The 25,264-nt window shown below is 65.6% G+C and carries 22 protein-coding genes; 12 read left to right on the forward strand and 10 right to left on the reverse strand.

What is annotated here, in order from left to right; translation table 11 throughout:
- Positions 1-9: 9 nt before the first annotated feature.
- The 6 genes from NR187_RS08275 (at position 10) to NR187_RS08300 (ending at position 6,050) form a co-directional block, all read left to right on the forward strand.
- Positions 10-891 (forward strand): MoxR family ATPase, encoded by an 882-nt coding sequence (locus NR187_RS08275; RefSeq protein ID WP_211383176.1) that lies wholly within the window; start codon positions 10-12, stop codon positions 889-891.
- Positions 888-2,009 (forward strand): VWA domain-containing protein, encoded by a 1,122-nt coding sequence (locus tag NR187_RS08280; RefSeq protein ID WP_211383175.1) that lies wholly within the window; start codon positions 888-890, stop codon positions 2,007-2,009. Before NR187_RS08275 ends, NR187_RS08280 begins: the two co-directional genes overlap by 4 nt.
- On the forward strand, positions 2,006-2,890 hold the full coding sequence (locus NR187_RS08285) for an amidohydrolase family protein (RefSeq protein WP_211383174.1): 885 nt from the start codon (positions 2,006-2,008) through the stop codon (positions 2,888-2,890). The genes NR187_RS08280 and NR187_RS08285 overlap by 4 nt, the downstream gene beginning before the upstream one ends.
- A gap of 31 nt (positions 2,891-2,921) precedes the next feature.
- Entirely contained in the window at positions 2,922-3,770 is an 849-nt protein-coding gene (locus tag NR187_RS08290; RefSeq protein WP_211383173.1) for an N-acyl homoserine lactonase family protein, read from the forward strand.
- A gap of 75 nt (positions 3,771-3,845) precedes the next feature.
- Positions 3,846-5,420 carry an isochorismatase family protein gene (locus NR187_RS08295; protein WP_211383172.1) on the forward strand — a complete coding sequence of 525 codons (1,575 nt, stop codon included), beginning with the start codon at positions 3,846-3,848 and terminating at the stop codon, positions 5,418-5,420.
- Positions 5,421-5,423: 3 nt separating this feature from the next.
- Positions 5,424-6,050, forward strand: coding sequence for an NAD(P)H-dependent oxidoreductase (locus NR187_RS08300; protein WP_211383171.1), 627 nt, complete (start codon positions 5,424-5,426; stop codon positions 6,048-6,050).
- A gap of 433 nt (positions 6,051-6,483) precedes the next feature.
- Here NR187_RS08300 and NR187_RS08305 read toward each other — a convergent pair whose 3' ends face one another.
- From NR187_RS08305 to NR187_RS08315, 3 genes are read right to left on the reverse strand one after another with little or no spacing between them, the layout of a single operon-like run.
- Positions 6,484-6,924 carry a RidA family protein gene (locus NR187_RS08305; RefSeq protein ID WP_211383170.1) on the reverse strand — a complete coding sequence of 147 codons (441 nt, stop codon included), beginning with the start codon at positions 6,922-6,924 and terminating at the stop codon, positions 6,484-6,486.
- Between the two features lie 17 nt (positions 6,925-6,941).
- Entirely contained in the window at positions 6,942-8,120 is a 1,179-nt protein-coding gene (locus NR187_RS08310) for an acyl-CoA dehydrogenase family protein (protein ID WP_211383169.1), read from the reverse strand.
- A 16-nt stretch (positions 8,121-8,136) separates the two neighbouring features.
- Positions 8,137-10,458, reverse strand: a complete 2,322-nt coding sequence (locus tag NR187_RS08315; protein WP_211383168.1) for a bifunctional salicylyl-CoA 5-hydroxylase/oxidoreductase — start codon at positions 10,456-10,458, stop codon at positions 8,137-8,139.
- 290 nt (positions 10,459-10,748) lie between these two features.
- Here NR187_RS08315 and NR187_RS08320 point away from each other — a divergent pair, with 290 nt between their 5' ends.
- The gene (locus tag NR187_RS08320; protein WP_211383167.1) at positions 10,749-11,255 is read left to right on the forward strand and encodes a MarR family winged helix-turn-helix transcriptional regulator; all 507 of its coding nucleotides are present in this window, start codon (positions 10,749-10,751) and stop codon (positions 11,253-11,255) included.
- A gap of 114 nt (positions 11,256-11,369) precedes the next feature.
- Here NR187_RS08320 and NR187_RS08325 read toward each other — a convergent pair whose 3' ends face one another.
- The 7 genes from NR187_RS08325 to NR187_RS08355 are packed head-to-tail and all read right to left on the reverse strand — an operon-like array spanning position 11,370 to position 18,742.
- Positions 11,370-13,001 carry an ATP-dependent acyl-CoA ligase gene (locus NR187_RS08325; protein ID WP_256806244.1) on the reverse strand — a complete coding sequence of 544 codons (1,632 nt, stop codon included), beginning with the start codon at positions 12,999-13,001 and terminating at the stop codon, positions 11,370-11,372.
- Positions 13,002-13,036: 35 nt separating this feature from the next.
- Positions 13,037-14,194 carry an ABC transporter substrate-binding protein gene (locus NR187_RS08330; RefSeq protein WP_256806245.1) on the reverse strand — a complete coding sequence of 386 codons (1,158 nt, stop codon included), beginning with the start codon at positions 14,192-14,194 and terminating at the stop codon, positions 13,037-13,039.
- A gap of 57 nt (positions 14,195-14,251) precedes the next feature.
- A complete protein-coding gene (locus NR187_RS08335) occupies positions 14,252-15,034 on the reverse strand; it encodes a cyclase family protein (RefSeq protein ID WP_211383164.1) in 783 nt (260 codons plus the stop codon).
- Positions 15,035-15,068: 34 nt separating this feature from the next.
- Entirely contained in the window at positions 15,069-16,310 is a 1,242-nt protein-coding gene (locus NR187_RS08340; protein ID WP_256806246.1) for an SDR family NAD(P)-dependent oxidoreductase, read from the reverse strand.
- Positions 16,307-17,485: a thiolase family protein gene (locus NR187_RS08345; protein WP_256806247.1), complete on the reverse strand. Its 1,179-nt coding sequence runs from the start codon at positions 17,483-17,485 to the stop codon at positions 16,307-16,309. The genes NR187_RS08340 and NR187_RS08345 overlap by 4 nt, the downstream gene beginning before the upstream one ends.
- Positions 17,486-17,497: 12 nt before the next feature.
- Entirely contained in the window at positions 17,498-17,926 is a 429-nt protein-coding gene (locus tag NR187_RS08350; protein ID WP_315986383.1) for an organic hydroperoxide resistance protein, read from the reverse strand.
- A 33-nt stretch (positions 17,927-17,959) separates the two neighbouring features.
- Positions 17,960-18,742 (reverse strand): aspartate/glutamate racemase family protein, encoded by a 783-nt coding sequence (locus NR187_RS08355; RefSeq protein WP_256806248.1) that lies wholly within the window; start codon positions 18,740-18,742, stop codon positions 17,960-17,962.
- Positions 18,743-19,261: 519 nt separating this feature from the next.
- On the opposite strand from NR187_RS08355, the gene NR187_RS08360 reads away from it, so the two are divergent.
- The 5 genes from NR187_RS08360 (at position 19,262) to NR187_RS08380 (ending at position 25,257) form a co-directional block, all read left to right on the forward strand.
- Complete coding sequence (locus tag NR187_RS08360; RefSeq protein ID WP_256806249.1) at positions 19,262-20,410, forward strand: ABC transporter substrate-binding protein; 1,149 nt, start codon at positions 19,262-19,264, stop codon at positions 20,408-20,410.
- A gap of 45 nt (positions 20,411-20,455) precedes the next feature.
- Entirely contained in the window at positions 20,456-21,499 is a 1,044-nt protein-coding gene (locus tag NR187_RS08365) for a branched-chain amino acid ABC transporter permease (RefSeq protein ID WP_211383159.1), read from the forward strand.
- Complete coding sequence (locus NR187_RS08370) at positions 21,496-23,265, forward strand: ATP-binding cassette domain-containing protein (protein WP_256806250.1); 1,770 nt, start codon at positions 21,496-21,498, stop codon at positions 23,263-23,265. The genes NR187_RS08365 and NR187_RS08370 overlap by 4 nt, the downstream gene beginning before the upstream one ends.
- The gene (locus tag NR187_RS08375) at positions 23,262-23,975 is read left to right on the forward strand and encodes an ABC transporter ATP-binding protein (protein ID WP_211383157.1); all 714 of its coding nucleotides are present in this window, start codon (positions 23,262-23,264) and stop codon (positions 23,973-23,975) included. The genes NR187_RS08370 and NR187_RS08375 overlap by 4 nt, the downstream gene beginning before the upstream one ends.
- 418 nt (positions 23,976-24,393) lie before the next feature.
- Positions 24,394-25,257, forward strand: a complete 864-nt coding sequence (locus NR187_RS08380; RefSeq protein WP_211383156.1) for an outer membrane protein — start codon at positions 24,394-24,396, stop codon at positions 25,255-25,257.
- The last annotated feature ends 7 nt before the right edge of the window (positions 25,258-25,264 follow it).

Below are 25,264 nucleotides of genomic sequence, written 5' to 3' on the forward strand. Positions count from 1 at the left end.
GTCTGGTCCATGGCGGTCCGCAGCAACATCGTGGGCATCGACAGTCCGGAGGCGCTGGAGAAGGCGCTGCGCGCGGCCTATTACCTCGCCGACGAAGGTCTTGCGACCGCCGCCTATCTCGGTCTTGCGCTCGGCAAGCCGTTGTTGCTCGAGGGCGCGCCGGGTGTCGGCAAGACGGAAGCCGCAAAGGCTATCGCCGCGGTGCTCGGCCGCCGGCTGATCCGGCTGCAATGCTATGAGGGCATCGATGCCTCCGCCGCGCTCTACGAATGGAACTACCCGCGTCAGATGCTCGCGATCCGCCAGGCCGGCGACGAAAGCATCGACATCTACGGCGAGACCTTTTTGATCGAGCGGCCGATGCTGGCCACGCTTCGTGCACCCGACTCCACCGTTCTGCTGATCGACGAGATCGACCGCGCCGACCAGGAATTCGAAGCCTTCCTGCTCGAATTCCTGTCGGACTTCCAGATCTCGATTCCCGAACGCGGCACGGTGCGCGCCACCGAGCGCCCGGTCGTGGTGCTGACGTCCAACCGCACCCGAGACCTGCACGAAGCGTTGCGGCGGCGCTGCGTCTATCACTGGATCGACTATCCCACCGCCGAGCGCGAGGCGCGTATCGTGATGATGCGGGCCTCCAGCGTCGCCGAAGCCACCGCGCGCGCCGTCGTCGCCGCGGTGGAAAAGCTGCGACGCGAGCCGCTAAGCAAGGCGCCCGGGATCGCGGAGGCCGTCGACTGGGCCGAGGCGGCGACGCTGCTGCACAACGGCGGCGCGCGCTGGCCCGACGCCTTCAAACGCTCGATCGGCGTGGCGCTGAAGGACGAGGAAGATTTGCACTTCATGTCGCCACGGCTCGACGCGTTGCTGGCGGAGGCGACCGCATGAGCACCGAGAACCAGCTCCCGCGCGCCGCCCGCATCTTCATCTCCTTCGTTACGCTGCTGCGCGCAAACGGCTTCGCCGTGGCGCCGGAGCAGACCACTGCGTTTCTCGCTGCCATCGAACTGCTCGGCCCGCGCGACCTGGGCGATATCAGGCAGGCGGCGCTCGCCACCCTCGCCCCGCCCCCCGAGCGACGCGCCACCTTCGACCGCCTGTTCGATCTGCACTTCCGCGGCAGCGAGGCCGTCGAGCATGCCGAGGACGGCGAGGACGACGAGACCGTCCGTCTCCAGGAGGAAGGTCGCGGCGACGAGGAACCGCTGTTTTCCGACGACGCCAATGACTCCGGCCTGACCGCGACCCGCACCGAGGCGCTGGTCGAGCGTCGCTTCGCCCAGCTCTCAACCACCGACGCGCTCCGCCGTTTGGCCCGCGAGGCTCCGAGGCGCCTGCCGCGGCGGCGCGGCCACCGGCGCATGCGCGCCCGCCGCGGTCCATTTGCGGACCTGCGCCGCACCTTGCGCGAGAGCGTCCGCAGCGACGGCGAGATCCTGCGGCTCGGCCACCTGAAGCGCAGGCAGCGCCCCCGAAAGATCCTGCTCCTGATCGACGTGTCCGGCTCGATGAAGAGCCGGACCGAGGAGAACATCAGGCTCGCGCATGCACTGGTTCAGGCCGCGCCCAACGTCGAGGTCTTCACCTTCGGCACACGGCTCACCCGGGTCACACGCGCGCTGCGGCTGAAGCGTCGTGAGCAAGCGTTGAATGCGGCGGCCCATCTCGTCAGCGACTGGGACGGCGGGACCCGGATCGGCGACGCCTTGCAAGCCTTCCTCGCGGTGCCCCGCTTCGGCGGTTATGCGCGCGGGGCGGCCGTGGTCGTCGTCTCGGACGGTCTGGAACGCGGCGAGCCCGATGCGTTGCGGGACGCAGTGGCGAAACTGTCGCGCCGTGCCTGGCGCCTGAGCTGGCTGACGCCGCTCGCCACGGGCCCGGGCTTTCGCCCGCAGACGGAAGCGCTGGCTGCGATCGAACGCTATGTCGACGACCTCGTCGACGGCGGATCGAGCGCGTCGATCGTCGCGCACGTACTGGCGTTGGGACGAAGGAGAGTTGCGTGACTGATATTGTCGACGGACATCACCACATCTGGCGACAGGCCGATCTGCCCTGGCTGAGCGGTCCCATGCAGCCGCGCATCTTCGGACCCTACGAGCCGATCCGGCGCGATTATCCCATCCAGGAATATCTCGACGATCTCAAAGGCACCGGCGTCACCCGCTCGGTCTACGTCCAGACCAATTGGGCCAACGACCGTTTCGAGGACGAGGCCGCCTGGGTGCAGCAGACCGCCGACGTGCACGGCTGGCCGCACGCCATCGTCGCCTACGCCAATTTCGCCGCCGATGACGTCCGCCCGCAGCTCGACCGCCTCAAGCGCTATCGGCTCGTGCGCGGCACGCGCATGCAGCTGCACTGGCACGAGAACCCGCTCTATCGCTTCGCGGCAAAGCCCAATCTCTGCGTCGACCCTACGGTGCGCGGCAATGTTGCGCACCTCGCAGACTATGGCTGGAGCTTTGATCTGCAGGTCTTCACGCCACAGATGCCGGATGCGGCGCAGCTCGCCGAAGCCTGTCCCAAGGTGACCTTCATCCTCCAGCACGCTGGCATGCTCGAGGACCTCTCGCCCGCCGGCCGCGCAGCCTGGCGCGCCGGCATGGCGCGGCTGGCGGCCTGTCCGAACGTGGTCTCAAAGCTGTCGGGGCTCGGCACCTTCATCCATCGCAACGACCCCGCGCATATCGCCGCCGTCGTGACCGACACGGTCGCGATCTTCGGCGCCGAGCGCTGCCTGTTCGGCTCCAATTTTCCGATCGAGAAATTGTGGACCAGCTATCGCGAGCTCGTCGACGCATTTCACGGAGCGGCCGCGTCGCTGAGCGCCGAGCAACGGGACGCGATCTTCCGAGGCACCGCCGCGCGCGTCTATCGACTTTGACGGACAATAAACAGGATAGGGAGGGCAACGAATGGCGCTGGAGATCAAGATCCTGGACTATGGCGACATCGAGCTGGAATCGAGCTTTCTGGTGCTCGGCCGTGACTGCGGCCGCACCCGCCGCGTCCTCACGCTTGGCTTCCTGATTCTCGGTGGCAAATACCCGGTCGTGGTCGACACCGGCTACCGCTCCAACCAGATCATGGAGACGCTCGGCATGCGCGGTCTGCAGTACCACGAGCACATGATCGAGAACCAGCTGGCACGCCACGGCGTGCGCATGGGAGACGTGCGCTTCGTCTGCCACACCCATCTGCACATCGACCATGCCGGCAAGGACGACCTGTTCCCAATGAACACGACCGTCGTCCTCAACCGCAAGGAGCTGGAATATTCCGTCTCCGGCCTGATGCACCCGCAATATCCGGCGCCCGACATCAAGCACCTGATCGACCGCCTCCACACCAAGAGCGCGCTACGCTTCCTCGATCTCGAGATCACAGGCCCGATCGAACTGATGCCCGGCGTTTATTGCGACGCCGCCAACGCCCACACCGAGGGATCGATGAACGTCATCGTCGAGACCGCCGACGGAATCGCGACCATCTGCGGCGATGTGATCTACGATTTCAACGACCAGATCGTCACGCCCTTCAACGAAATCCACGACTGGGAGCCGCGTACCACCGGCAACCACGGCACCAGCAAGCGCGCCGAAAAGGCCTCGATCAAAAAGCTGCTCAGCAATTCGCGATACCTGCTTCCGGTACACGACCGTCCGGCCAAAATCGAAGGCGGCACTGTCGTGGGACGGTTGCATGACCAGGTCCCCGGCCCGGTCGTGCAGTCGCTGCCAGCACGCAATTGGTTCCCGGCCTGAGGCTTTTTGTCTGCGCATGATCTTGTCGGAAAATCGCGCCACATTTTTCCGGATCATGCTTCCAAGGATCGACCGATGACGCACGTCACCCTGCGCTCCGAATTCGAGACCCTGATCGACCCCTACGCGCCGGTCGCGCAGGTCGGCACCGGCTTCGACTTCACGGAAGGACCCGTCTGGCATCCGGTCGATCACTATCTGCTGTTCTCGGACATGCCTGGCGACGTGCGGCGCCGCTGGGACGCGCGGCGCGGCGTCGCCGAGGTCAAGCGCCCGTCGAACAAATGCAACGGCATGACCTACGACGCCGAGCTGAACCTGATCGTCTGCGAGCACGCGACCTCGTCGCTGGTCCGCGAGCGGCCGGACGGCCGGCGCGAGGTGCTCGCCTCGCATTTCCAGGGTCAGGAGCTGAACAGCCCGAACGACGTCTGCGTGCACTCCTCCGGTGCGATCTATTTCTCGGACCCCTGGTATGGCCGCATGCCGGTCTATGGCGTCGAACGACCGCGACAACTCGGTTTCCAGGGCGTCTATCGCGTCGTGCCCGGCGGCGAGCCGAAGCTCGTGGTGGACCGTACCCTGTTCGACCAGCCGAACGGATTGTGCTTAGCACCTGACGAGAAGCTGCTCTATGTCAACGACACCGTGCAGGCCCTGATCCGCGTATTCGAAGTCGGCGGCGACGGCTCGCTGTCGAACGCGCGCGTGTTTGCCAGCGGCATCCGCTCCGAGCTCGAGCCCGGGCTGCCCGACGGCATGAAGTGCGACCAGCACGGCAATGTCTGGGTCACCGCGCCCGGCGGCGTCTGGGTTTATTCGCCGCGCGGCGAATTGCTCGGCAAGGTCCGCCTCCCCGAGCTCGTCGCCAACCTTGCCTGGGGCGGCCCGGATTTCCGCACGCTGTATCTGACCTCGACGCACTCCGTCTACGCTATCCCGACCAAGGTCGGCCCGCGCCATGAGCCGTATATGAACGCCAGGCGTCCCGGCGGCACCGCGACTGCCGGCTCCGCACCTGCTGCCCCCATCCTGGCTGATGGCGAGATGCGTCTCGATCCGCAGCGCTGCGCCATGATCATCCAGGACCTTCAGAACGACGTCATCATGGACGGCGGCGCGTTTGCCGACTCCGGAGCGCCGGAGCATGCGCGGCAGCAGCACGTCGTCGAGAACGTCCGCCGTCTTGCCGAGACCGCGCGCGCACGGGGCGTCACCGTCATCCACGTCTGGTTCATCGTCGAGCCCGGCGCGCCCGGCGTGACGCTGAACGCGCCGCTGTTCGAAGGCCTGGTCGACAGCAAGGCGATGGTGCGCGGAAGCTGGGGCGCGGCGCCCGTGTCGGGTCTCGAGCCAAGGCCCGGCGATTTCGTGGTCGAGAAGATGCGGATGAGCGCCTGGGAAGGCACGCGGCTCGAGACGATACTCAAGGCGACCGGCCGCGACATGATCATCAACACGGGCGCCTGGACCAACATGTCGGTCGAGCACACCGCGCGCACCGGTGCCGACAAGGGCTATTTCATGATCGTGCCGGAAGACTGCTGCTCGACCATGAATGCCGACTGGCACAACGCCTCGATCAACTTTGCCATGCAGAACGTCGCCGTCGTCACGCGCGCGGACGCCGTGATCAAAGCGCTGGGATGAGTGGTGGCGAAGCTCCTGCATCTGTCCTGCTCACCCCGCGCCGACTCCGAGTCGAGCGCGGGCGCGCGCGTCTTCCTCGACGGGTTTCGCCGAGCGCGGCCCGACTGGGACATCGACGCAATGGATCTCTGGCGCGAGCGGCTGCCGGAATTCATCGGTCCCATCGTCGAGGCAAAGTATGCGCGCATGAAGGCCCAGGCGTTCGACGACGCGCAGCGCGACAGCTTTGCCGAGGCGGAGCGGATCGCGTTGCGCTTTTCGCTGGCAGATCGCGTGCTGATCTCGACGCCGATGTGGAATTTCGGCATCCCCTACAGGCTGAAGCAATGGTTCGACATCGTCATCCAGCCCGGCCTGACATTCCGGTTCGATCCGGCGCGGGGCTATCTTCCCCTGCTCAAGGACCGCCCAACCATCGTCATCCTCGCCTCCGGAAGCGATTTTGCCACCGGCATGAATCGCGGCCGCATCGACATGGCGACGCCCTATTTGCGCGAGGCGCTCCGCTTCATCGGCGTCAGCGACGTGCGCTTCGTGCCGATCGGGCCGACGACGGGGCCGACCGAGCCCATCCGCGCTGCGCGCGAGACGGCGTATCGGCGACTCGGGGAGATCGCGGCGCGGTTTTGATCGATTGGCCCAGACTCGTTCCGGTCGCAGGCACTGACCATTTCACCATCCTCGAGGCGCTGCGCCGGCCGGACGGCATTCTGGTCGAGGCTGCACGCCGGGCATCGGACTGAAAACTGCGAAAACAACCCCATGCACAGTAGAGTGCCCTTGTTCCAAAGGCGATTTTTCGAAGGCTCATCGGCTTTCTGAAGGCGACTGCACGCGGCGCCTTTGACACGTCGGGCAACACAGGCGCATGATGTCATCATCGCCGTTGTCGTTGCTCCTGCGCTTCGATCCAGACCTGCTCTCCCTGACCTGCACCTGATGGAGCTGCAAGGGCGGACTTGGCCAGCCCGCAGAGATCTGTCCGTCACGCAAGTCGAACGATGCCGCATGGCGCGGGCAGAGCAGTTGATCGATTGATCCCGCGCTCCGTTCCCGCCGCGCGTCAACGCGGGACGACGGCAGTCGCTTCGATCTCGACTCGCGCCGACGCCTCGACAAGACGCACGACCTGGACGAGTGCCATGCTGGGATAGTGAACGCCGATGACCTCGCGGTAGGCCTTGCCGAGCGCCCTGAGGTTGGAAACGTACTCGTCCATGTCGACCACGTACCAGGTCAGACGCACGAGATGTTCCGGTCCCGCGCCGCCCTCAGCCAGGATCGCCACAATGTTCTCGAGGGTCTGCCGGACCTGTGCAATGAACCCGTCGGCAAATCGACCTGCAACATCCCAGCCGACGACCCCACCGGTGACGACGAGGCGTCCGTCGGCCATCATGCCGTTCGCGTATCCCTTCGGCTGTGGCCAGCCGCTGGGCTGGAGCACTCGCGGCCCGCCGGTTGTGACAGCGTCCGCGGCAGATGGTTGTTTCGTCATGGTCATGAGCAACTTTCCGAATCTCAGCGCGGCTTGAGGATGTCGCGCGCAACGATCAATTTCTGGACCTCGGTCGCACCCTCGTAGATCCGCAGGGCGCGGATCTCGCGGTAGAGGCTTTCGACCACCTCGCCCTTGCGCACGCCGCGGCCGCCGAACATCTGCACGGCGCGATCGATGACGCGCTGCGCGGTCTCGGTGGCCGTCAGCTTTGCCATCGCCGCTTCGCGCGTGGTGGGCAACTTCTGGACGTCGCGGCGCCAGGCCGCGCGCCAGGTCAGGAGCGCGGCGGCGTCGGTATCGGTCGCCATGTCGCCGAGCGCAGCCTGGGTCAGCTGGAGATCGCCGAGCGTCGCACCGAACATGTGCCGGCTGCGCGCATGTGCCAGCGCCTCGTCGAGCGCTCGCCGCGCAAAGCCGAGCGCGGCGGCGGCGACCGATGCGCGGAAGATGTCGAGCGTCTGCATCGCGAGCTTGAAGCCACCGCCCGGCGCACCGAGACGCCGGCTTGCGGGAATGCGGCAGTTCGTGAAGCGCAATGTCGCCAGCGGATGCGGCGCGATGACGTCGATGCGTTCGGCGATGCCGAATCCGGGATCATCCGGGAATACGACGAAGGCCGAGATGCCGCGCGCGCCGGGCGCCTCCCCGGTCCGCGCAAACAGCGTGTAGACGTCGGCGATCCCGCCGTTGGAGATCCAGGTCTTCTCGCCATCGATGACGTAGTCGTTGCCGTCGGCCCGCGCGGTGCAGGACATCGCCGCGACGTCGGACCCCGCCTCCTTCTCCGACAGCGCGAACGCTGCGAGCCATTCGCCGGAGCGAACCTTCGGCAGCACGGACTTGCGCAGCTCCGCGGAGCCGCCGAGCGCGATGGCGCCGGAGCCGAGCCCCTGCATGGCGAAGGCGAAATCGGCGAGGCCGTCGGCATAGGCGAGCGTCTCGCGCGACAGGCAGATCGAGCGGGAATCGATCGTGGCCGCATCCCCATCGGGCGCCGCAACGGCGCAATCGAGCAGTCCCGCCGCGCCCATCGCGCGCACGAGCTTGCGGCAGGCGCCGTCGACGTCATCATGGTCGATCGTATCGATCACCCCCGACTGCACGAAGCGGTCGAGCGCCTCGCCGATGGTGCGGTGACGCGCCTCGAAGAACGGCCAGTCCAGCCACTCGCGCCGGATCACTTTGGCGACGGAGCTCATAGGGTGCCTCCTCCGTTCATTGGGCGGCGGCGGCCGCGGCCGCGCGCGCCAGATTGGCTTCGTACTGTCCCTTGGCGGACTGATATTGCTTCGGCCAATTGACCGCGGTGATGCCGATGCGCGCCGCCTCGTGCAGCGTCCAGGCCGGATCGGCGAGATGCGGCCGCGCAATCGCACAGAGATCGGCACGCCCCGCGGCGAGGATCGAATTGGCGTGGTCGGCTTCGGAGATCGCGCCGACCGCGATGGTTTCGATACCGACTTCGTTGCGGATCAGATCGGCGAACGGCGTCTGGAACAGGCGTCCATAGATCGGTCGCTCCTCCTTCCAGACCTGGCCCGAAGAGCAGTCGATCACGTCTGCGCCCGCTTCCTTGAACATCGCGGCGAAGATCGCGGCATCGGCCGGCGTGTTGCCGCCCTCGGTCCAGTCATGGCAGGACAGGCGCACCGACATCGGCCGGTCCGACGGCCATTCGGCGCGCACGGCCTTGAACACCTCCAGAGGAAAGCGCGCACGGTTCTCGTGGCTGCCGCCATGGTCGTCGGTGCGCCGGTTGGTCAGCGGCGAAAGGAAGCTCGACAGCAGATAGCCGTGCGCGCAATGCAGCTCGAGCCACTCGACACCTGCAGCGGCGGCGCGACGGGTCGCCGCGACGAAATCGTCGCGCACGCGGTCCATGTCGTTGCGATCCATCGCCCGCGGCGACTGGCTGTTGGGCAGATATGGCAGCTCGGACGCGGAGATCAGCGGCCAATTGCCGGATTCGAGCGGCTGGTCGATGCCTTCCCAGGCCAGTCTGGTCGATCCCTTTCGGCCGGCATGACCGAGCTGGATACCGACCTTGGCGTGCCCCAGACCGTGAATCAGATCGACGAGGCGGCGCCACTGCGCCTGCTGCGCGTCGTTCCAGAGGCCGAGGCAACCCGGCGTGATCCGCGCATCCGGCGACACGCAGGTCATCTCGGCAAAGATCAGCCCGGCGCCGCCCATGGCGCGCGCGCCGAGATGGGCGATGTGGAAGTCGTCGATGAGGCCGTCCTGCGCCGAATACATCGCCATCGGCGAGACCATGATCCGGTTCGCAAGCGTCAGCCCCCGCACCCGGTGCGGCGTCAACATCGGCGGCGGCACCCGCTCGCCGTCCTTGACGGCGATCCCCGCGCGCGCGGCGAACCAGCGCTCAAAACCCTCCAGCCAGGTGCGATCGCGCAGCCGAAGGTTTTCGTGACTGATGCGCTGCGAGCGCGTCAGCATCGAATAGAAGAACTGCGGCGGCTCGAGCGTGTCGGCATAGCGGTGGCCCACCACCTCGAACCATTCCATGGCGTTGCGCGCAGCGTTCTGGATGCGCGCCACGTCGACGCGGCGGACCTCCTCGTAGGCCTCCAGCACGGTCGCAATGCTGTCGCGCCCATGGCCATGGCGGTCGAACTGGTTGGCGAGCTCGATCGCGTCGTCGAGCGCGAGCTTGGTGCCCGAGCCGATCGCGAAATGCGCGGTGTGCGCGGCGTCGCCCATCAGCACGACATGGGATCGGCCGTTGAACACGCTCCATTTGCCGCAGATCAGGCGGCTGAAATTGAGCCAGGCCGAGCCGCGCAGATGGCGCGCATTGGTCAGGAGCTTTGCTCCATCCAGCGTTTCGGCAAAGATCTTCTCGCAGAAGTCGATCGACCCTTGCTGGTCGAGCTCGCCGAGGCCGTGGGCGTCATAGGCTTCTTCCGTGGTCTCGACGATGAAGGTCGAGGTCTCGGCATCAAACTTGTAGATGTGCGCCTGGAACCAGCCGTGCTCGGTCTTCTGGAAGTCGAACGTGAAGGCGTCGAAGGCCTTCCTGGTGCCGAGCCAGATGTAGCGGTTCGGCCGGATCACCATGTCGGGCTGGAATTGCTCGGCATAGCGGGCGCGGATCCTGGAATTGACGCCGTCGCAGGCGACGATCAGGTCGGCGTCGGGAAATTCGAGATCGGATTCGACGTCACGCTCGAAGACGAGTTCGACGCCGAGCGCCTCGCAGCGTCGTTGCAGGATGTTGAGCAGATGCTTGCGCCCGATGCCGATGAAGCCATGACCGGTCGTCCGCTGCCGTGTTCCCTTGAAGACGAGCTCGATGTCGTCCCAATGGTTGAAGGCGTCCTCGATCTCCGTGGCGCTCTCGGGATCGGCAATCCGCATGGCCTGCATCATGGCGTCCGAGAACACCACGCCCCAGCCGAACGTATCGTAGGGCTTGTTGCGCTCGACGACGGAGACGACATGCTCCGGGTGCCGGCGCTTCATCAGGAGGCCCAGATAGAGTCCGGCCGGGCCGCCGCCGATACAGACTATGCGCATGATCCCTCGCTTCCGCGCACCGCGCCGTTAGCCGAGCTGGCCGTCAAATTATTTTAAGCATAAAATATTTCGTCGGAGCAAGGATTGTCAAGGCGCTTCTCTGCTGGTCCCGGAGATGCCGGTCCGCCGAGGCATCCATCTGTTGGCAAACTGCAAATCCGGTGTGCAACAGGGCCGATTCGGCATCGCTCAGGACCAGCCTTGAATTTACTTTTGGCACGAACTATCTTGCAAGATGTTCACGAAAGCCGTCAGCTTTCGATCGGCCCAGAGGCCCCAGGAGATTTGATTTGGCACTCGCGAAGGAGACCCCGCCTGTTTCGACCAGGAACGGGGCCGATCAGGAGGCCGAGTACAGGGCTCAAACGCGGCTTTGGCTCCGGCTGCTGGCCTGCACGACGATGATCGAGGGCGAGCTGCGGCGCCGGTTTCGCGAAGAATTCGATTTCACGATGCCCCGCTTCGACGTTCTGGCCCAGCTCGACCGCGAGCCGAGCGGATTGGTGCTGGGCGAACTGCCGAAGCGCCTGATGGTCTCCGCCGGGAACCTCACGCCGATTGTGGAGCGCCTGGTCGAGGACGGCTACATCACCCGCACCCCTTCGAGCCTGGACCGGCGCGTGCAGATCGTCTGCATGACCGTGGAGGGACGGAAAGCCTTCCGGCGCATGGCAAAGAGCCATGGCACGTGGCTTGCCGAGCTGCTGGCGGATTTCCCAGCCGGCAGGCTCGACGGATTGACCGGCGAGCTCGACCACCTCAAGGGGGCCCTCAGGGACGCGCTGCAAAAATCGTGAGCCGCCCCGGGGACTGAAGCGCGATGAGATTGGGATGAATCGTCATCGCGCTTTAGGTTCTTGTTTGAGCATGATCTTTTCGGAAGACCGCTTCGCACTTTTCCGGATCATGCTCTAGCGTCGCACCCGGATGCCGGCCGCTTCGCGGTCCCACGTATCCGTCGTCAGGCCGGCGTCGCGCAGCACGCCCTTCTTGATCTTGCCATTCTCCGTCAGCGGCATCTGGCTCACGATCCGCACATAGCGGGGAATGGCGAAATAGGCGATCTGCCCTTCGCAGTAGCGGATGATGTCGACGGGCTGCAGTGATTGGCCGGGCTCCGGCAAGATTGCGACCGCGACCTCGTCCTCTCCCAATTCCGACGGCAAAGGATAGACCGCGCAGGCCGCAACCGCCGAATGGGACTGGATGGTCTGCTCGACCTCCCACGAGGATACGTTCTCGCCGCGCCTGCGGATCGAATCCTTCATGCGATCGATGAAGCGGTAATGCCCGTCGGCGTCCCGAAGGACGCGGTCGCCCGAATGGAACCAGAGGTTTCGCCACGCCTCGACCGTTTTCTCCGGCATGCCGAAATAGCCGGTCGCGAACGCGAAAGGCTCCAGGGCGCGCAGCACCAGCTCACCCGCCTGCCCGTCAGGCAGGGCGGAATCATCCGCATCGACGATGCGGGCCTCGACGCCGTCAGCCAGATATCCCATCGTCCCCGGACGATCCGAAGGAATCGGACCGGCGAACACGAAATTGGTCTCCGTCGAACCGTAGCCGTCGACCAGCGGCACGCCGAACCGCTCGAGGAACGGCCGGTGGATCTGAGGCGGCACGCCGCCGCCGAGCGCGACGCGAAGCCGATGCGCTGACTCGTCCGCGCTCACGGGCTGCGCCAAAAGCATCGATGCCATGGCGCCGAGCAGATAGCCGACGGTCGCATTGTGTCGACGCGCCGCCGCCCAGAAGCCCGACGCCGAAAATTTCGGCTCCAGCACATAGGTGCAGCCGTTCAGGACGGCCTGATAGAACGCATTCAGCGCGTTGGTGTGAAACAGCGGCAGCGTGGTGAACAGCACGTCGCCATCGCGGATGCCAAGCGCCCGCGCCGAGTAGACGCCCCACCAGAACAATTGCGCCTGTGGGCAGCATACGCCCTTGGCCGGTCCGGTGGTGCCTGACGTGTAGAGGATGGCGACGGTGTCGCCGGGACGCACGGCCCCGGCCGGGGCTTCGGCTGCGAGGGCCGGCAACGGCACCGAAGAGGTCGTCTCGCTCGTTTCGTCGACGGGCCCGACGGTCCACGTCCGGGACGGAAGCTCGACGTCTCCGTCGACCGTCCCGATCGCCGCGAGAAGCGCGGCTTCGACGACGAGGAGCGCGGGACGCGAATTGTGGAAGATGTGGGACAGCTGGAAACCGCGCAGCGCCGTGTTGATGGGCACCGCGATCGCGCCGAGCCAGGCGCAGCCGAGATAGACCTGAAGAAATTCCGGCCGGTTGGAGCACATCAGCGCGACCCGGTCGCCGGCCCTGATCCCGGCGTCGGCAAGCGTCTGTGCAGACGCCGCCGCAATCGCCGCGGTTTGCGCGTAGGTCCAGCGCGTCTCGCCCGACACGAGCAGGACGCGGTCGCCATAGCGCGCAGCCTGCCGCGCGAGGATGGTCGAGAGAATCCGGTCCTGCGGCGAAAACAGCTCGACTGCGCGCGCCCAGGCCGGCGCCACGCCGCCGTCTCCGACGACGGGGCCAGCCATTGCCTGTACGTTGCTCTCCGTCACATCCGCCTCGCTCAGGGCAGCAGCTTGTATTTGCCGTCTTCGATCTGGACCATGATGCGCGAACGACCATCGACGCCGTGCCGATCCGCCGGCGTGTAGGTATAAACGCCTTGCGTCCCAACGACCTCTTTGGTCGTGAACAGCGCCTCACGCAGCGCGGTGCGGAATTCCGGCGAACCGGGCTTGGCACCGGTTGCCATCGCGCGCTTGGCCGCATCGACGAAAACCAGCCAGCCGTCGAACGAATAGGACGAGAACGAATCCGTCGGCGCCTCGCCGTTCGCCTTTTCAAAGGCCGTCCGGAAATCCAGGGCCACCTTCTGGATCGGATTGCCGGCTGGAAGCTGCTCAGCCGCGGTCACCGGCCCGGTCGGGCAGATGATGCCGTTGGCGGCCTTGCCGGCCAGACGGAGGAAATCGGCGCTGATGAGCCCGTGATTGCCGTACAGCGGTCCCTTGTATCCGCGCTCGGACAAGGCGATGACCGGCAACGCCCCAGGCGTTCCGGTGCCGCCCAGCATGATGGCGTCGGGACGTGCGGCAAGCGCGCGCAACACCTGGGCCGTCACCGACGAGTCGGATCGCGCGTAGCGTTCATTGGCGATGACCTTGATGTCGGCCGTCTTCGCACTTTGCTCGAGCGAATTGTACATGAGGTCGCCGAACGCATCGGAGAAGCCGATGAACGCTACCGTCTTGAGTCCCCGCGCCTTCATGTGGTCGACGATGCCCTGCACGAGAAGCGGCGTCGGCTGCGGCGTTTGCACCACCCATGGCCCGCCGTCTCCGGCCGGCACCGGTGCGATCGGGGACACCGCGATCATCGGGATCTTCATCTCGATCGCCGCCGTCGCCATCGCCAGTGTCTGCGGCGCGCCGGAGGTGCCGATGAGAACATCGACCTTCTCCTGCTCGACCAGCTTGCGGGCGTTGCGCGCCGAGGCGGTCGGATCGGAGCCGTCGTCAAGCTGGATGACCCGCAGCTTCTCGCCGCCGATCTCTCCGACGTAGGCCTGCCCCGCAGCGATCCCCTTCGCGTTCGGAATTCCGATCGAGGACACCGGGCCGCTGAGTCCGGTGACGAATCCAATCAGAATTTCCGCTTGCGCATTATTCGAGACGGCAACGAGCAAAGCAGTGGTGACCAGCAGGCTCTTGATCACGTTCATGGCACCTGTCTTTCGTGAGGGTTTCTTGTTCTGATGGGCAAGTGCAATGTGTTCGCTTCAGGTTGACGAGACCAGCGCGATGACGCGAAGCGGACTGCCGGAGCCGTTCTGGATCTTCAGTGGCGAGGCCACGATGACGGCCCCGGTGGCGGGAAGCTGATCCAGATTGCAGAGACATTGCAGGCCGTAGCGGCCCGCGCCGTGCAGGAAGTGATGCGCCGGATAAGGCGGCTCGAAATGCCCGGCCTGCCCCGCATCGGTGCCGATGGTCTCGGTGCCGAACCCGATGACGCCGCGCTCCTCGACCAGCCATTTCATGACGGCCGGATTCGGACCCGGCGTATGCGCGCCATCGTCCCTGAGATTGGAATAGTCCCGCCAGCCCTTCTTCGACCAGTCGGTCCGCAGCAGCACCCAGTTGCGCTCGGGAATCCGGCCGTGCTGCGCTTCCCAGGCTTCGACGATCGGAACCGTCAGCACGAAGTCGGGATCCTGCGCCGCCTGCGCGGAGCAGTCGATCACGCAGGCCGGCGCGATCATGTCCTTGGTCGGCATGGTGTCGACGGCATTGTTGGGCAGGTTCTTGCCGGTGAACCAGTGAATCGGCGCATCGAAATGCGTGCCGGTATGTTCGCCGAACGTGACATTGTTCCAGTACCAGGCCGGGCCGCGACCGTCATAGCGCGAGATCTCCTGGATGCGGACTGGCGCCGCCTGGCCGAATTCCGGCGGCAGCACGATGACGGGAAAATCCGGACTGAGCGTGAAGGTCAGATCGACGACGCGCACCACGCCGGAAGAAATCGCACCCGCCAGCTCCAGGAGATTCTTGCTTTGCATCGTCACGTCCTCCGGCTTGGTTGAAATCCGCGTTTCACCTGTCGAGCTCGCGCTCGAGCGCTTTCGGATTGGCCGCGAGACGCTGCCGGATTTCCTCGGCGACATCTCCGACATAGATCTCTTCGAGCCCGCCCCTCAGCCCCGACACGATCGCCTGCGCAATCGCGCGCGGGGCCACCTTCGGCGGCGGCACGGTCTGAAACCACTCGGTGTCAACCGGCCCCGTGAACAGGTTCATCAGCTTGATGCCGCCCGGCCGCAGCTCCGCACGAAGACAGTGCGAGAGCGACAGGCACGCGGCTTGCGAGGCCGAGTAAGCGCCGAAGGCGGGCCAGTTGGCGAGCGCATAGACCGACAGGACGTTCACCCATGCCACGCTGTTGTTGATGCCGTCGGCGCCGCGCATCCGCATGGCGGGCCCAAAGGCCTGCGCGAGATTGATGAAGCCGAGATAGGCCTGATCGACCTCGTCCCGGGCGATGCTCGTGCCCCTGCGGTCGAGCAGGCCGCCTGGCCGTACATATTCGGTGGTGTTCACCAGGATATCCACCTTGCCGCCGATGTCGGCGGCGAGATCGACGGCGGATTTCTCATCGGCGGCGTCCAGGGGCACGACTTCGATACCCTGCTGCCCGCGCAGCAGCTCTTCGCCGGCAAACGGCCGCCAAGGTTCGGACACGCCGACGAACACGGTTTTCGCACCGGCGGCCTTCAACGCGGCGACGGCTTCCTGTCCGACCACGCTACGACCGTTGGTCACGAGCGCCCGCCTGAACTTCGGATCGGCCGTCATTTCCCGCCATTGCCTGTCGTCTGCCATATTGGGAGTCTCCCCCTCGGGTCGGGCAAAGGCCACAGCCTGACCGCTCTTGTCGAGCTGAAACGACATGCGGACCGCTGCGCCCTCGACGCAATCGGCGTGCAGATGCGTCACGATCGTCGGACCGCAATCCATCTTGACGAGACCGATCCGCCACGGCGCCCGTTCGCGAAAATAGACATCGCTCGGCACCCGCGCCGTCGTCTCGGCGAGAAGCGTGCCCCGGCGCGGCGCGTCGACGAAGACGAGGTCGGGCGACAGGCAGGACGGACAAGCCTCCCGCGCCGGATAAGCGAAGACGCCGCAGGCTTCGCAGCGCTGCAGCACGAAGCGGCCTTCGGCGGCCGCTCGCGTGAACCCGTGTGACGTGCGGCTGCGCGGCCGCGGCGGCGACGCGGGAAGCCGCGTCCGCAGCAGCGGGTTCTTGCGCCCGGGTGGGTTGATCGGATCGATCATCGCGAAGGCCCTGCAAAGATCACGGCGCCCGAGGCGAGACCGCGATCATAATTGATCATACCGAACCCCGAGGCCAAACCGAGGCTCGCATTCTTCACCTGGGTCGGGCCCGCGGTTCCCAGGACTTGCCGTAGCCCTTCGACGAGACCGAGATAGGCACCGGCGGCGCCGGCCTGTCCGACCGAGAGCTGCCCGCCCGACGTGTTGTGCGGAAAGTCACCTTCGATCGTGAGATCATGCTCGCGCACGAATTCTGCCCCCTCGCCCTTCTTGCAGAAGCCGAGGTCCTCGAACTGCATCATGGTGATGACGGGATAGTCGTCGTAGGTCTGCACGACATCGAGATCGTCGGGCTTCACGCCGGCCATCGCATAGAGCTCGCCGACATCCATCGCCCACCCGCCGCGCACCTGCATCGGGTCGTCGGCAAAGGCGTTGTGCCGCTCGATCGTGGACAGCGGCCTGGCCGCCGGCAAGCCCAGCGACGCCGCGGTCTCCTCGCGCATCACCAGGAAGGCTTCCGCGCCGGCGCAAGGCATCACGCAGTCGAACAAGTGGATCGGGTCGGAAATCGGCCGGGCCGCGAGATACTGCTCCAGCGTCAGCGGTGCCTTCATCAGTGCGTTCGGATTGCGCAGCGCGTTGGCGCGCTGGGCGATCGCGATCCTGCCGACATCCTCACGCGTGATGCCATAGGTCCGCATATAGTTGCGGGCGATCAGCGCGAAGCTCGAATTGGCTCCGCCCGCACCGTAGGGGTAGACGGCGTCCTGGTTGAAGCGTGAAAAGTTCTCGAGCGTCAGCCGGAAGGAATCGACGTGGTTGGTATCGCCGGCCACGCAGGCAACGATGTCGGCGTCATGGGCCTGAACTGCGCGCGCCGCCTTGCGCAAAGCCGCAATCGCGCTGGCGCCGCCGAGCGGGATGGTGTCGAGCCATCGGACGCAGAGCCCGAAATGCTGCGTCAGTCCGATGCCGCTGTCGGTCCCCATGGTGAAGCTGGAGACGCAGAGACCGTCGATGTCGGCGGCCTTGATGCCCGCCTGCGCGACCAGCGCACTGAGCGCGCGGCCGATCCACCACTGCGCGCTCTCGACGGAGTAGCGCACATAGGGAATCGTGACGGGAGCTGCCATCACGACGCCGTCGTACGGTGTGCGCTGGGAATTCTTCACCGGTCGGCCACCTCAGATCACCGTCAGCTTGACTTCGATATTTCCACGCGTCGCGTTCGAATAGGGACAACGCTCATGCGCACCGGCAACCACCTCCTCCGCAACCGATTTCTCGATTCCGGGCAGGCTGACCTTCAATTCGACCGCAAGCGCATATCCGACCGGAACCGGCCCCATCGCGACCTTCGCGGTCACCGAGGGCTCGGCGGAAGGAACGACCTTCCGGGTCCGCGCCACCAGCTTGACCGCACCAAGGAAGCACGCAGCGTAGCCCGCCGCAAACAGCTGCTCCGGATTGGTCCCCTCGCCGCCAGGGCCGCCCATCGATTTCGGCAGGCACAGCGACACCGACAGCAGGCCGTCGGCGCTTGCGGCCTTGCCGTCCCGGCCTCCCGTCGCAGTCACTTCGGTCTCATAGAGGATCTTCTCAGGGGTCATCATGTCTCGCTCTCCAGACTGGTCATCGCGCCCGGCCTAACCCTTGTTGCGGGCAAGCAGGGCGCGGAAATCGTTGCGCGCCAGGTCGCTGGCGCGCTTGAAGCTCGGCCCGCGGCTGGGCTCGGTGCCGTTGAGCTGCCTGAGCTGAACCCACATCTCGGCATTCTTCAAAGCGACCGCTGCGCAATTGACCACGGGGGCGTGCCCGACCTTCAGGCCGTGCTCCCGTCCGATCAGAAGACCGGGCAGCACACCGGCAGGGATCACGACATCGGCGCCGTGTTCCACGAGCGGAAGGGCGCAGGCGACAAAATCCTTGATCATGCGGGCCTGCGCGGCCTGATCGCCCGCGAATGCGCCGGCGAAATCCTCGGGCTTGCAGCCGAGACCGGTCACGTGAACGATGCGATCGCCGAGACCGTACCGCTCGGCCTGCTCGTAGTGCCAGACCTCGAAAACCGGGTCGAGCGTCACGAGACCGAGACGACGGCCAAGCTGCGATGCAGCAAGCAAGGTTGCCTCGCCGGTCCCGATCACGGGAATGTCGAGCGCCGAGCGAAGCTCGTAGAGACCGGGGTCCTGGAAGTGCCCCATCACGAAGGCGTCGTACCCGCTCTCCTCGGCCGCGATCCCGTTGTCGATGGCCTGCACCGCGCAGCGCAATTCGGCGAGCCGGCCGAACTCGCGGTCCGGCGGCGAAATGCCCTCGACATCGACGGTCGTGCCGGGCGCCGCGATCGTGTTGAGGTACTCGGACAGCCGCGCCATGTAGGGCGCGTTCACGCTCGCATCGACGAAGCTCTGCCAGTAGATGCGCATCGTCCTACTCCTCGAACGGGCATGGGAGGATCGGTCGTCGGCGGCCGACCAATATATTTCAACCATAAACTAATTGGCCCGTCAAATGTGAGCGGCAGCATCCGGCGCGGGCGCCCGCAGGGGGCATCGAGCAGGCTGAATTAGGCAGCAAAGATGCGACTGAATTGGCAGAGCCTGGAGAAATTGTATGCAGCAACATTTTTTTCTGACGGGGCCATGACACGAGTTGACGGCCCCACCAACAATACTTTAGGCTTTAAATAATTCTTCCGACCGGTGCGTTGCCGGCGGCCTGGACAATGAGTTGCAGGGCATCGATTTTGGAAAACTCGATCGTGCGGACACTCGTCGGGCTTGAACAGCCGGCAGCAGCATTGCCTGCAGCGCCACGCGATCGCGCCAACGCTCTTCCATCGCGGCCCGCTCGGGCGCCGCATGTCCCCTTTCGATCGGTTCGTCCGCAACCGGGAGCTTCGGCTTCCCGGCATTGATGTCCTGCACCCATGGAGGAGAATGCAAATGCGCAAGACCTTGAGCTTATTCGCCCTTGCCGCCGGCATCCTGGCGGCACCCGCGGCGCGAGCCGACATCACCATCGGCTTCGTGACGTCGCTCAGCGGCAACGGCTCGTCGATCGGCATCCCCTATGGGCGGGGCATCAACGCCGCCTATGAATACAAGAAGACCATCAACGGCGAGACCATCCGCCTGATCCAGCTCGACGACGGCTCCGACCCGTCGGCGGCCACCCGCAACGCGCGCAAGCTGGTGGAAGAGGAGAAGGTCGACCTCCTGATCGGCACCGCGACGGCGCCCTCGACCATCGCCATGACCGCGGTCGCGAGCGAGCTCAAGGTGCCGATGATCGCGGTCTCGCCGATCGGCAAGCTTCCGGAATCGCCGGAGCAGTGGGTGGTGTCGGTGCCGCAGCCGGCCTCCCTCCTCGTCAAGATCATCGCCGACCGCATGAAGCGCGACGGCATGAAGAACATCGGTTACATCGGCTTCTCCGACGCCTGGGGCGACCTCGTCTACAACGGTGCCAAGGCGGCCGAGGCCGCCGGCGAGATCAAGATCCAGAGCAACGAGCGCTATGCGCGCACCGACACGTCGGTGACGGCCCAGATCCTCAAGGTGATGGCCACGCGTCCCGACGCCGTGCTGGACGGCGGCTCGGGGACGCAAGGCGCGCTGCCTCTTCTCAGCCTCTCCGAGCGCGGCTTCAAGGGCAACACCTACGGAACGGTGGCGCTGGTCAACCCGGACTTCGTCAACGTCGGCGGCAAGGCGGCGGACGGCATTCAGGTCTCCGCCGGCCCCGTGATCGTCGCCGAGCAGCTTCCCGACGGACACTTTGCCAAGAAGATCGCGCTGGACTTTCGCAGCGTCTACCAGAAGACCCACAACATTCCGACTACCGACGGCTTCTCCGCCTACTCCTTCGACGCCTGGCTGATTTTCGCCAACGCCGCCGAGCGCGCGCTGAAGACCGCAAAACCCGGAACGGCCGAATTCCGCACGGCGCTGCGGGACGCCATCCTCAGCACCAAGGAGCTGCCGGGCGTGCATGCGGTCTACAACTTCAAGCCCGGTGCGGTGACCGGCGTCGACGAGCGCTCGCTCGTCGTCGTGCGCCTGACCGGCGGCGCCTGGAAGTACGCGCCGTAGCCGGAAAGCGACGCGCGGGCAGTCATAACGGGGGACGGCGTCTCAATGACGAGCGACATCGCAGCCATCCTTGGGATCGACGGGATAGCCACCGGCGCAGTCTATGCGCTGGTGGCGATCGGGACCGTCCTCATCTTCACGGTGACGCGGGTCATCTTCATTCCCTTTGGCGACATCGCCGCGTTCACCGCGCTGACACTTGCAGCGCTCGATGCGAAGCGGTTTCCCGGGACCGGCTCGCTGGTCGTGGTGCTGGCCTGCCTTGCCACGCTGATCGAGATCCTCTCGCTCCTGCGCGCCGGCGAGCTGCGGCTGCTGCCGCGTGCGCTGCTGTTCTATCTCGTGCTGCCCTTGGCGGTGGTCGGCGCCGCCTGGCTGACGATGCGCATCGAGCCGCCGCTTGTGGTCAGGCTCGTGCTGGCGCTGATGCTGATCACGCCCATTGCGCCGCTGCTGGATCGGATCGTCTTCCGCCCGATTGCGGACGGATCGGTGCTGCTGCTCCTGACGGTCTCCGTCGCACTGCATTACGCGCTTGTCGGCCTCGGCCTCCTGTTCTTCGGTCCCGAAGGCGTCCGAACCGAGCCGCTGACATCGTTCTCGACGGAGTTCGCCGGCGTCCTGGTCTCGGGCCAGACCATGCTGATCGTGATCGCGGCCCTTCTCTTCAGCGGCTTGCTCTATCTCTTCTTCGACTTCACGCTGGTCGGCAAATCGCTGCGCGCCACCGCAGTCAATCGCACCGGATCGCGGCTGATGGGGATAAGGCCGGCGCGCGCCGGCACGATCGCCTATCTTTTGGGGTCGCTGATGGCCGGCGTATCGGGGATCCTGATCGCGCCGGTCAACACCGTGTTCTACGATTCCGGCTTCCTGATCGGCCTCAAGGCCTTCGTCGGCGCCATCGTGGGCGGCATGACCAGCTATCCCGGTGCTGCGATCGGCGCCGTCGGCGTCGGCATCCTCGAAAGCTTCGCATCCTTCGAGAGCAGTGCGCTGAAGGACGTCATCGTGTTCTCGCTCCTGATCCCGATCCTGATCTGGCGGTCCCTCGCCTCGCTGCATTCCGAGGAGGAGATCGAGGAATGACGCGCTTCCATGTTCAGCTCGTCGCGATCGCGGCGGTGGTGTGCCTCGCGCTCGCACCCTTCGTCCTGAGCCCCTTCAGCATCACGCTGATGAACTACATCGGCATCTATTCGCTGGTCGCCATCGGGCTGGCGCTGCTCACCGGCGTCGGCGGCATCGTGTCGTTCGGACAGGCGGCCTTCGTCGGCGTCGCGGCCTATGCGACAGCGTGGGTCTCGGCGCTGAACGGGTATTCGCCCTGGCTCGGCCTGGTGTTCGGCGTCGTGCTGACCTGCGCCGTCGCAGCGATCCTCGGCGTCGTCACCTTGCGGCTTCAGGGCCATTTCCTGTCGCTCTCGACCGTCGCCTGGGGCCTCGCGATCGGCTTCCTGTTCGGCAATGTCGAGGGGCTCGGCCGGTTCAACGGCATCTCGTCGATCCCGCCGATCAGCATCGGCTCGTTCGCGCTGGTCTCCAGCGCGCAGATCTATTTCCTGATCTGGGGCATCGTCGCCGCCGTGCTCCTGCTCGGTTACAACCTGCTGGACTCCAGGCTCGGCCGCGCCATGCGCGCGCTGCGCGGCGGCAATACGCTGGTCGAGAGCCTCGGCATCAACGCCTTCCGGATCAAGCTCGTGACCTTCGTGATCGCAGCCGCCCTCGCCTCGCTGTCGGGCTGGCTCTACGCGCATATGAGCCGCTTCATCAGCCCGGGCCCGTTCGATGCCGGCATGGGCATCGAATATCTGATGATGTCGATGGTCGGCGGCGCCGGCAGCCTGCTCGGCGGCGTGGTGGGCGCCGCGGTGGTCACGCTGCTCAAGAACAGCGTGCAGGACTATCTGCCGCTGATCGCCAAGGGCGCGTCCGGGCAGCTCGAGATCGTGGCCTTCTCGGCGCTGTTCATCCTGTTCCTGCAATGGGCGCGGCAAGGCATCGTGCCGTTCGTCGCGCGCTATCTGCCGAAGATACGGCGTGAGCGTCCGCAACCGGCGCCGCCCCTGCCCCGCCGCGCGCAACCGGCGCCGGGCGAGCTGCTTCTGAAGGTCGAAGGCGCCGAGCGCCGGTTCGGCGGCCTGGTCGCCGTCAACAATGTCAGCTTCGAGGTGCGGTCTGGCGAGATCCTTGCCGTGATCGGCCCGAACGGCGCCGGCAAGAGCACGATGTTCAACTGCCTGACCGGCGCACTCCGGGTCAACAAGGGCGAGGTCGTCTTCGCGGGACGGCCGATCACGCGCGACGCGCAGTCGCGCATCGCCAGGGCCGGGATCGCCAGAACCTTCCAGCACGTCAAGCTCAGGCCGCGCATGAGCCTGCTGGAAAACGTGATGCTCGGAACCTATGCCCGCACCCGCACGGGCCTGCTCGCCGGCGCCTTCCGGCTCAACCAGCACGAAGAAGCCAGCACCCGGCACGAGGCGCTGATGCAGCTCGAGCGCGTCGGGCTCGGTGGCAAGCCGTTCGAGCTAGCCGGCAATCTGCCGCTCGGCAATCAGCGTATCCTCGAGATCGCGCGTGCGCTGGCCGCGGACCCGACCCTGCTCGTGCTCGACGAGCCGGCGGCAGGCCTTCGCCGCCAGGAGAAGCTGCGGCTTGCGGAACTGCTGCGCACGCTGCGCGCCGACAATTTGACCATCCTGATCGTCGAGCACGACATGGAGTTCGTGATGTCGCTGGTCGACCGCATCGTGGTGCTCGATTTCGGATCCAAGCTCTGCGAGGGCGTACCGGCGGCGATACGGAGCGACGAGCGGGTTCAAGAGGCTTACCTTGGAGGCGTCGCGTGACCTCGATGTTTTCCATGACGGACGTGACGGTCTGCTACGACAATGTCGAGGCCGTCCGCAACGTGTCGCTGTCGGTCGAGGAAGGGCAGATCGTCACCGTCATCGGCCCGAACGGCGCCGGCAAGACCACGCTGCTGATGGCCGCCATCGGGCTGCTCGCGGCGCGAGGCCGCATGGTGTTTCAGGGCAACGACATCGGGAAGATCTCCGTCGAAGACCGCGTCGAGCGCAGGCTGTGCCTGGTTCCGGAGAAGCGCGAGCTGTTCTCCGACATGTCGGTCGCCGACAACCTCCTGCTCGGCTCCTACAGCCTGCGCGATCGCTCCGGCGTGCAGAAGACGCTGGAGGAGGTCTATGACCGCTTCCCCCGCCTGAAGGAACGGCAGCGCCAGGCCGCAGGCACGCTCTCCGGCGGCGAGCGCCAGATGCTCGCGCTCGGCCGCGCGCTGATGGCCAAGCCGAAACTTCTCATGCTGGACGAGCCGAGCCTCGGGCTTGCGCCGCTGATCGTCCGCGAGATCTTCCGTACCATCGCCTCGCTGCGCGATCTCGGCGTGTCGATTCTGCTGGTCGAGCAGAACGCCCGCGCCGCGCTCGAGACGGCCGATTACGGTTATGTGCTCGAGACCGGCGAGGTCGTTCAGTCAGGCCCCGCCAAGGATCTCATCCACGATCCCAGGCTGATCACGGCCTATCTCGGCGGACACTAGAACCGGCTGCGACAAGGCCCGGCGGGCCGCGCAACACAAATATTCGAAAACAACCCCATGCACAGTAGCCGGTGCCAGCGATATCAATGGCTTGATCACCGACGCTTGCGGATTTTACGAAATCGACTTGATCCGTCGGGCAAAACAGTGGCATGATGCCATCATCGCCAACACATTGCGTGGTCCGGACCAACCTGCGGCTTGTCCGCTGGTTGGCCCGACAGGCAGCCCCTCGCTCGGCTGCTGTCCGTTTATCGGGTGGGTGACGTTGTGGCGGAATTAGCACAAGCATCGGCAAGGAGCACGCCTCAACCCTCCGGTTGATGTGGCCTGCATGGGTTTCGGCCACCTTGCCACTGTGCACGGCCAGCGGAGACTCAGCAGGGCCACCATCGGATTTGAGATTGGGGAAGCTTGAATGAAGACAATTGCTCTTGCGATCGCAGCTCTGGCACTCGGCACCGTCGGCGCTTCGGCGGCCGACCTCGCCGTCAAGGCGCGTCCAGCTGCCGTCGCCGCATCACCGTCTTGGACCGGCTTCTATGTCGGCATCAACGGTGGCGGCGCCTTCATGTCGGATCCGTCGATGTCCTATGTCGATGGCGCCATAAACGCCATTACCCCAATTACCGTCACCGGCTCCAGCAACGCGAACGCTGTTGTTGGCGGTCACGCGGGCTACAATTACCAGATGCCGAGCAACTGGTTGGTGGGCATCGAAGGCGACTGGGACTGGACGAACCTGAAGTCCAGCGCCGCGCCGGGAATTATCTGCTCGAACCTCTTTGGCATGCGCGCGCAATGTGGCGGCGTCTCCAACCTCACGGACAACGCATTCCTCCAGACCCAGGTCAACTGGCTCGCGAGTGTGCGTGGCCGCGTAGGTTATGCGACGAGTCAGTGGCTGCTCTACGGCACCGGCGGCGCCGCTTTCGCCGATGTCGGCTACGCCGGCACCATAAATTGCACCGGTGTACCGGCTACGCTTTGCCCAGGTGCCGGACAGGTTCTGCGCAGCAGCGCAAGCGAGACGCGCGTGGGCTTTGTCGTGGGCGCCGGCGCTGAATTCAAGCCGGCGAAGAACTGGGTGCTCGGTGCGGAATATCTCTTCTATCGTTTTGAAGGCGATGCCACCTCGACCGGAGGCTACACGACCGTCGCGACAGGTGCGCCGGCTCCGTTCTATGAGTGCACCGTGGCCGGCCAGAATTGCGGCAAATTCACCTACCGCGGCTTCGACGTTCAAACCGTGCGTGCGCGCCTGAGCTATCAGTTCGACTGACGAGCGC

Origin of the sequence: Bradyrhizobium sp. Bra64, assembly GCF_024519875.1 — a bacterium.
GTDB classification, from domain to species: domain Bacteria; phylum Pseudomonadota; class Alphaproteobacteria; order Rhizobiales; family Xanthobacteraceae; genus Bradyrhizobium; species Bradyrhizobium japonicum_G.

Excerpts from the sequence above, each read along its gene's own strand:
- NR187_RS08275 (WP_211383176.1), top strand. The coding sequence starts at position 10 with ATGGCGGTCCGCAGCAACATCGTGGGCATCGACAGTCCGGAGGCGCTG.
- NR187_RS08280 (WP_211383175.1), top strand. The coding sequence starts at position 888 with ATGAGCACCGAGAACCAGCTCCCGCGCGCCGCCCGCATCTTCATCTCC.
- NR187_RS08290 (WP_211383173.1), top strand. The coding sequence starts at position 2,922 with ATGGCGCTGGAGATCAAGATCCTGGACTATGGCGACATCGAGCTGGAA.
- NR187_RS08295 (WP_211383172.1), top strand. The coding sequence starts at position 3,846 with ATGACGCACGTCACCCTGCGCTCCGAATTCGAGACCCTGATCGACCCC.
- NR187_RS08305 (WP_211383170.1), bottom strand. The coding sequence starts at position 6,924 with ATGACCATGACGAAACAACCATCTGCCGCGGACGCTGTCACAACCGGC.
- NR187_RS08310 (WP_211383169.1), bottom strand. The coding sequence starts at position 8,120 with ATGAGCTCCGTCGCCAAAGTGATCCGGCGCGAGTGGCTGGACTGGCCG.
- NR187_RS08315 (WP_211383168.1), bottom strand. The coding sequence starts at position 10,458 with ATGCGCATAGTCTGTATCGGCGGCGGCCCGGCCGGACTCTATCTGGGC.
- NR187_RS08325 (WP_256806244.1), bottom strand. The coding sequence starts at position 13,001 with ATGGCTGGCCCCGTCGTCGGAGACGGCGGCGTGGCGCCGGCCTGGGCG.
- NR187_RS08330 (WP_256806245.1), bottom strand. The coding sequence starts at position 14,194 with ATGAACGTGATCAAGAGCCTGCTGGTCACCACTGCTTTGCTCGTTGCC.
- NR187_RS08335 (WP_211383164.1), bottom strand. The coding sequence starts at position 15,034 with ATGCAAAGCAAGAATCTCCTGGAGCTGGCGGGTGCGATTTCTTCCGGC.
- NR187_RS08340 (WP_256806246.1), bottom strand. The coding sequence starts at position 16,310 with ATGATCGATCCGATCAACCCACCCGGGCGCAAGAACCCGCTGCTGCGG.
- NR187_RS08350 (WP_315986383.1), bottom strand. The coding sequence starts at position 17,926 with ATGATGACCCCTGAGAAGATCCTCTATGAGACCGAAGTGACTGCGACG.
- NR187_RS08355 (WP_256806248.1), bottom strand. The coding sequence starts at position 18,742 with ATGCGCATCTACTGGCAGAGCTTCGTCGATGCGAGCGTGAACGCGCCC.
- NR187_RS08360 (WP_256806249.1), top strand. The coding sequence starts at position 19,262 with ATGCGCAAGACCTTGAGCTTATTCGCCCTTGCCGCCGGCATCCTGGCG.
- NR187_RS08365 (WP_211383159.1), top strand. The coding sequence starts at position 20,456 with ATGACGAGCGACATCGCAGCCATCCTTGGGATCGACGGGATAGCCACC.
- NR187_RS08370 (WP_256806250.1), top strand. The coding sequence starts at position 21,496 with ATGACGCGCTTCCATGTTCAGCTCGTCGCGATCGCGGCGGTGGTGTGC.
- NR187_RS08380 (WP_211383156.1), top strand. The coding sequence starts at position 24,394 with ATGAAGACAATTGCTCTTGCGATCGCAGCTCTGGCACTCGGCACCGTC.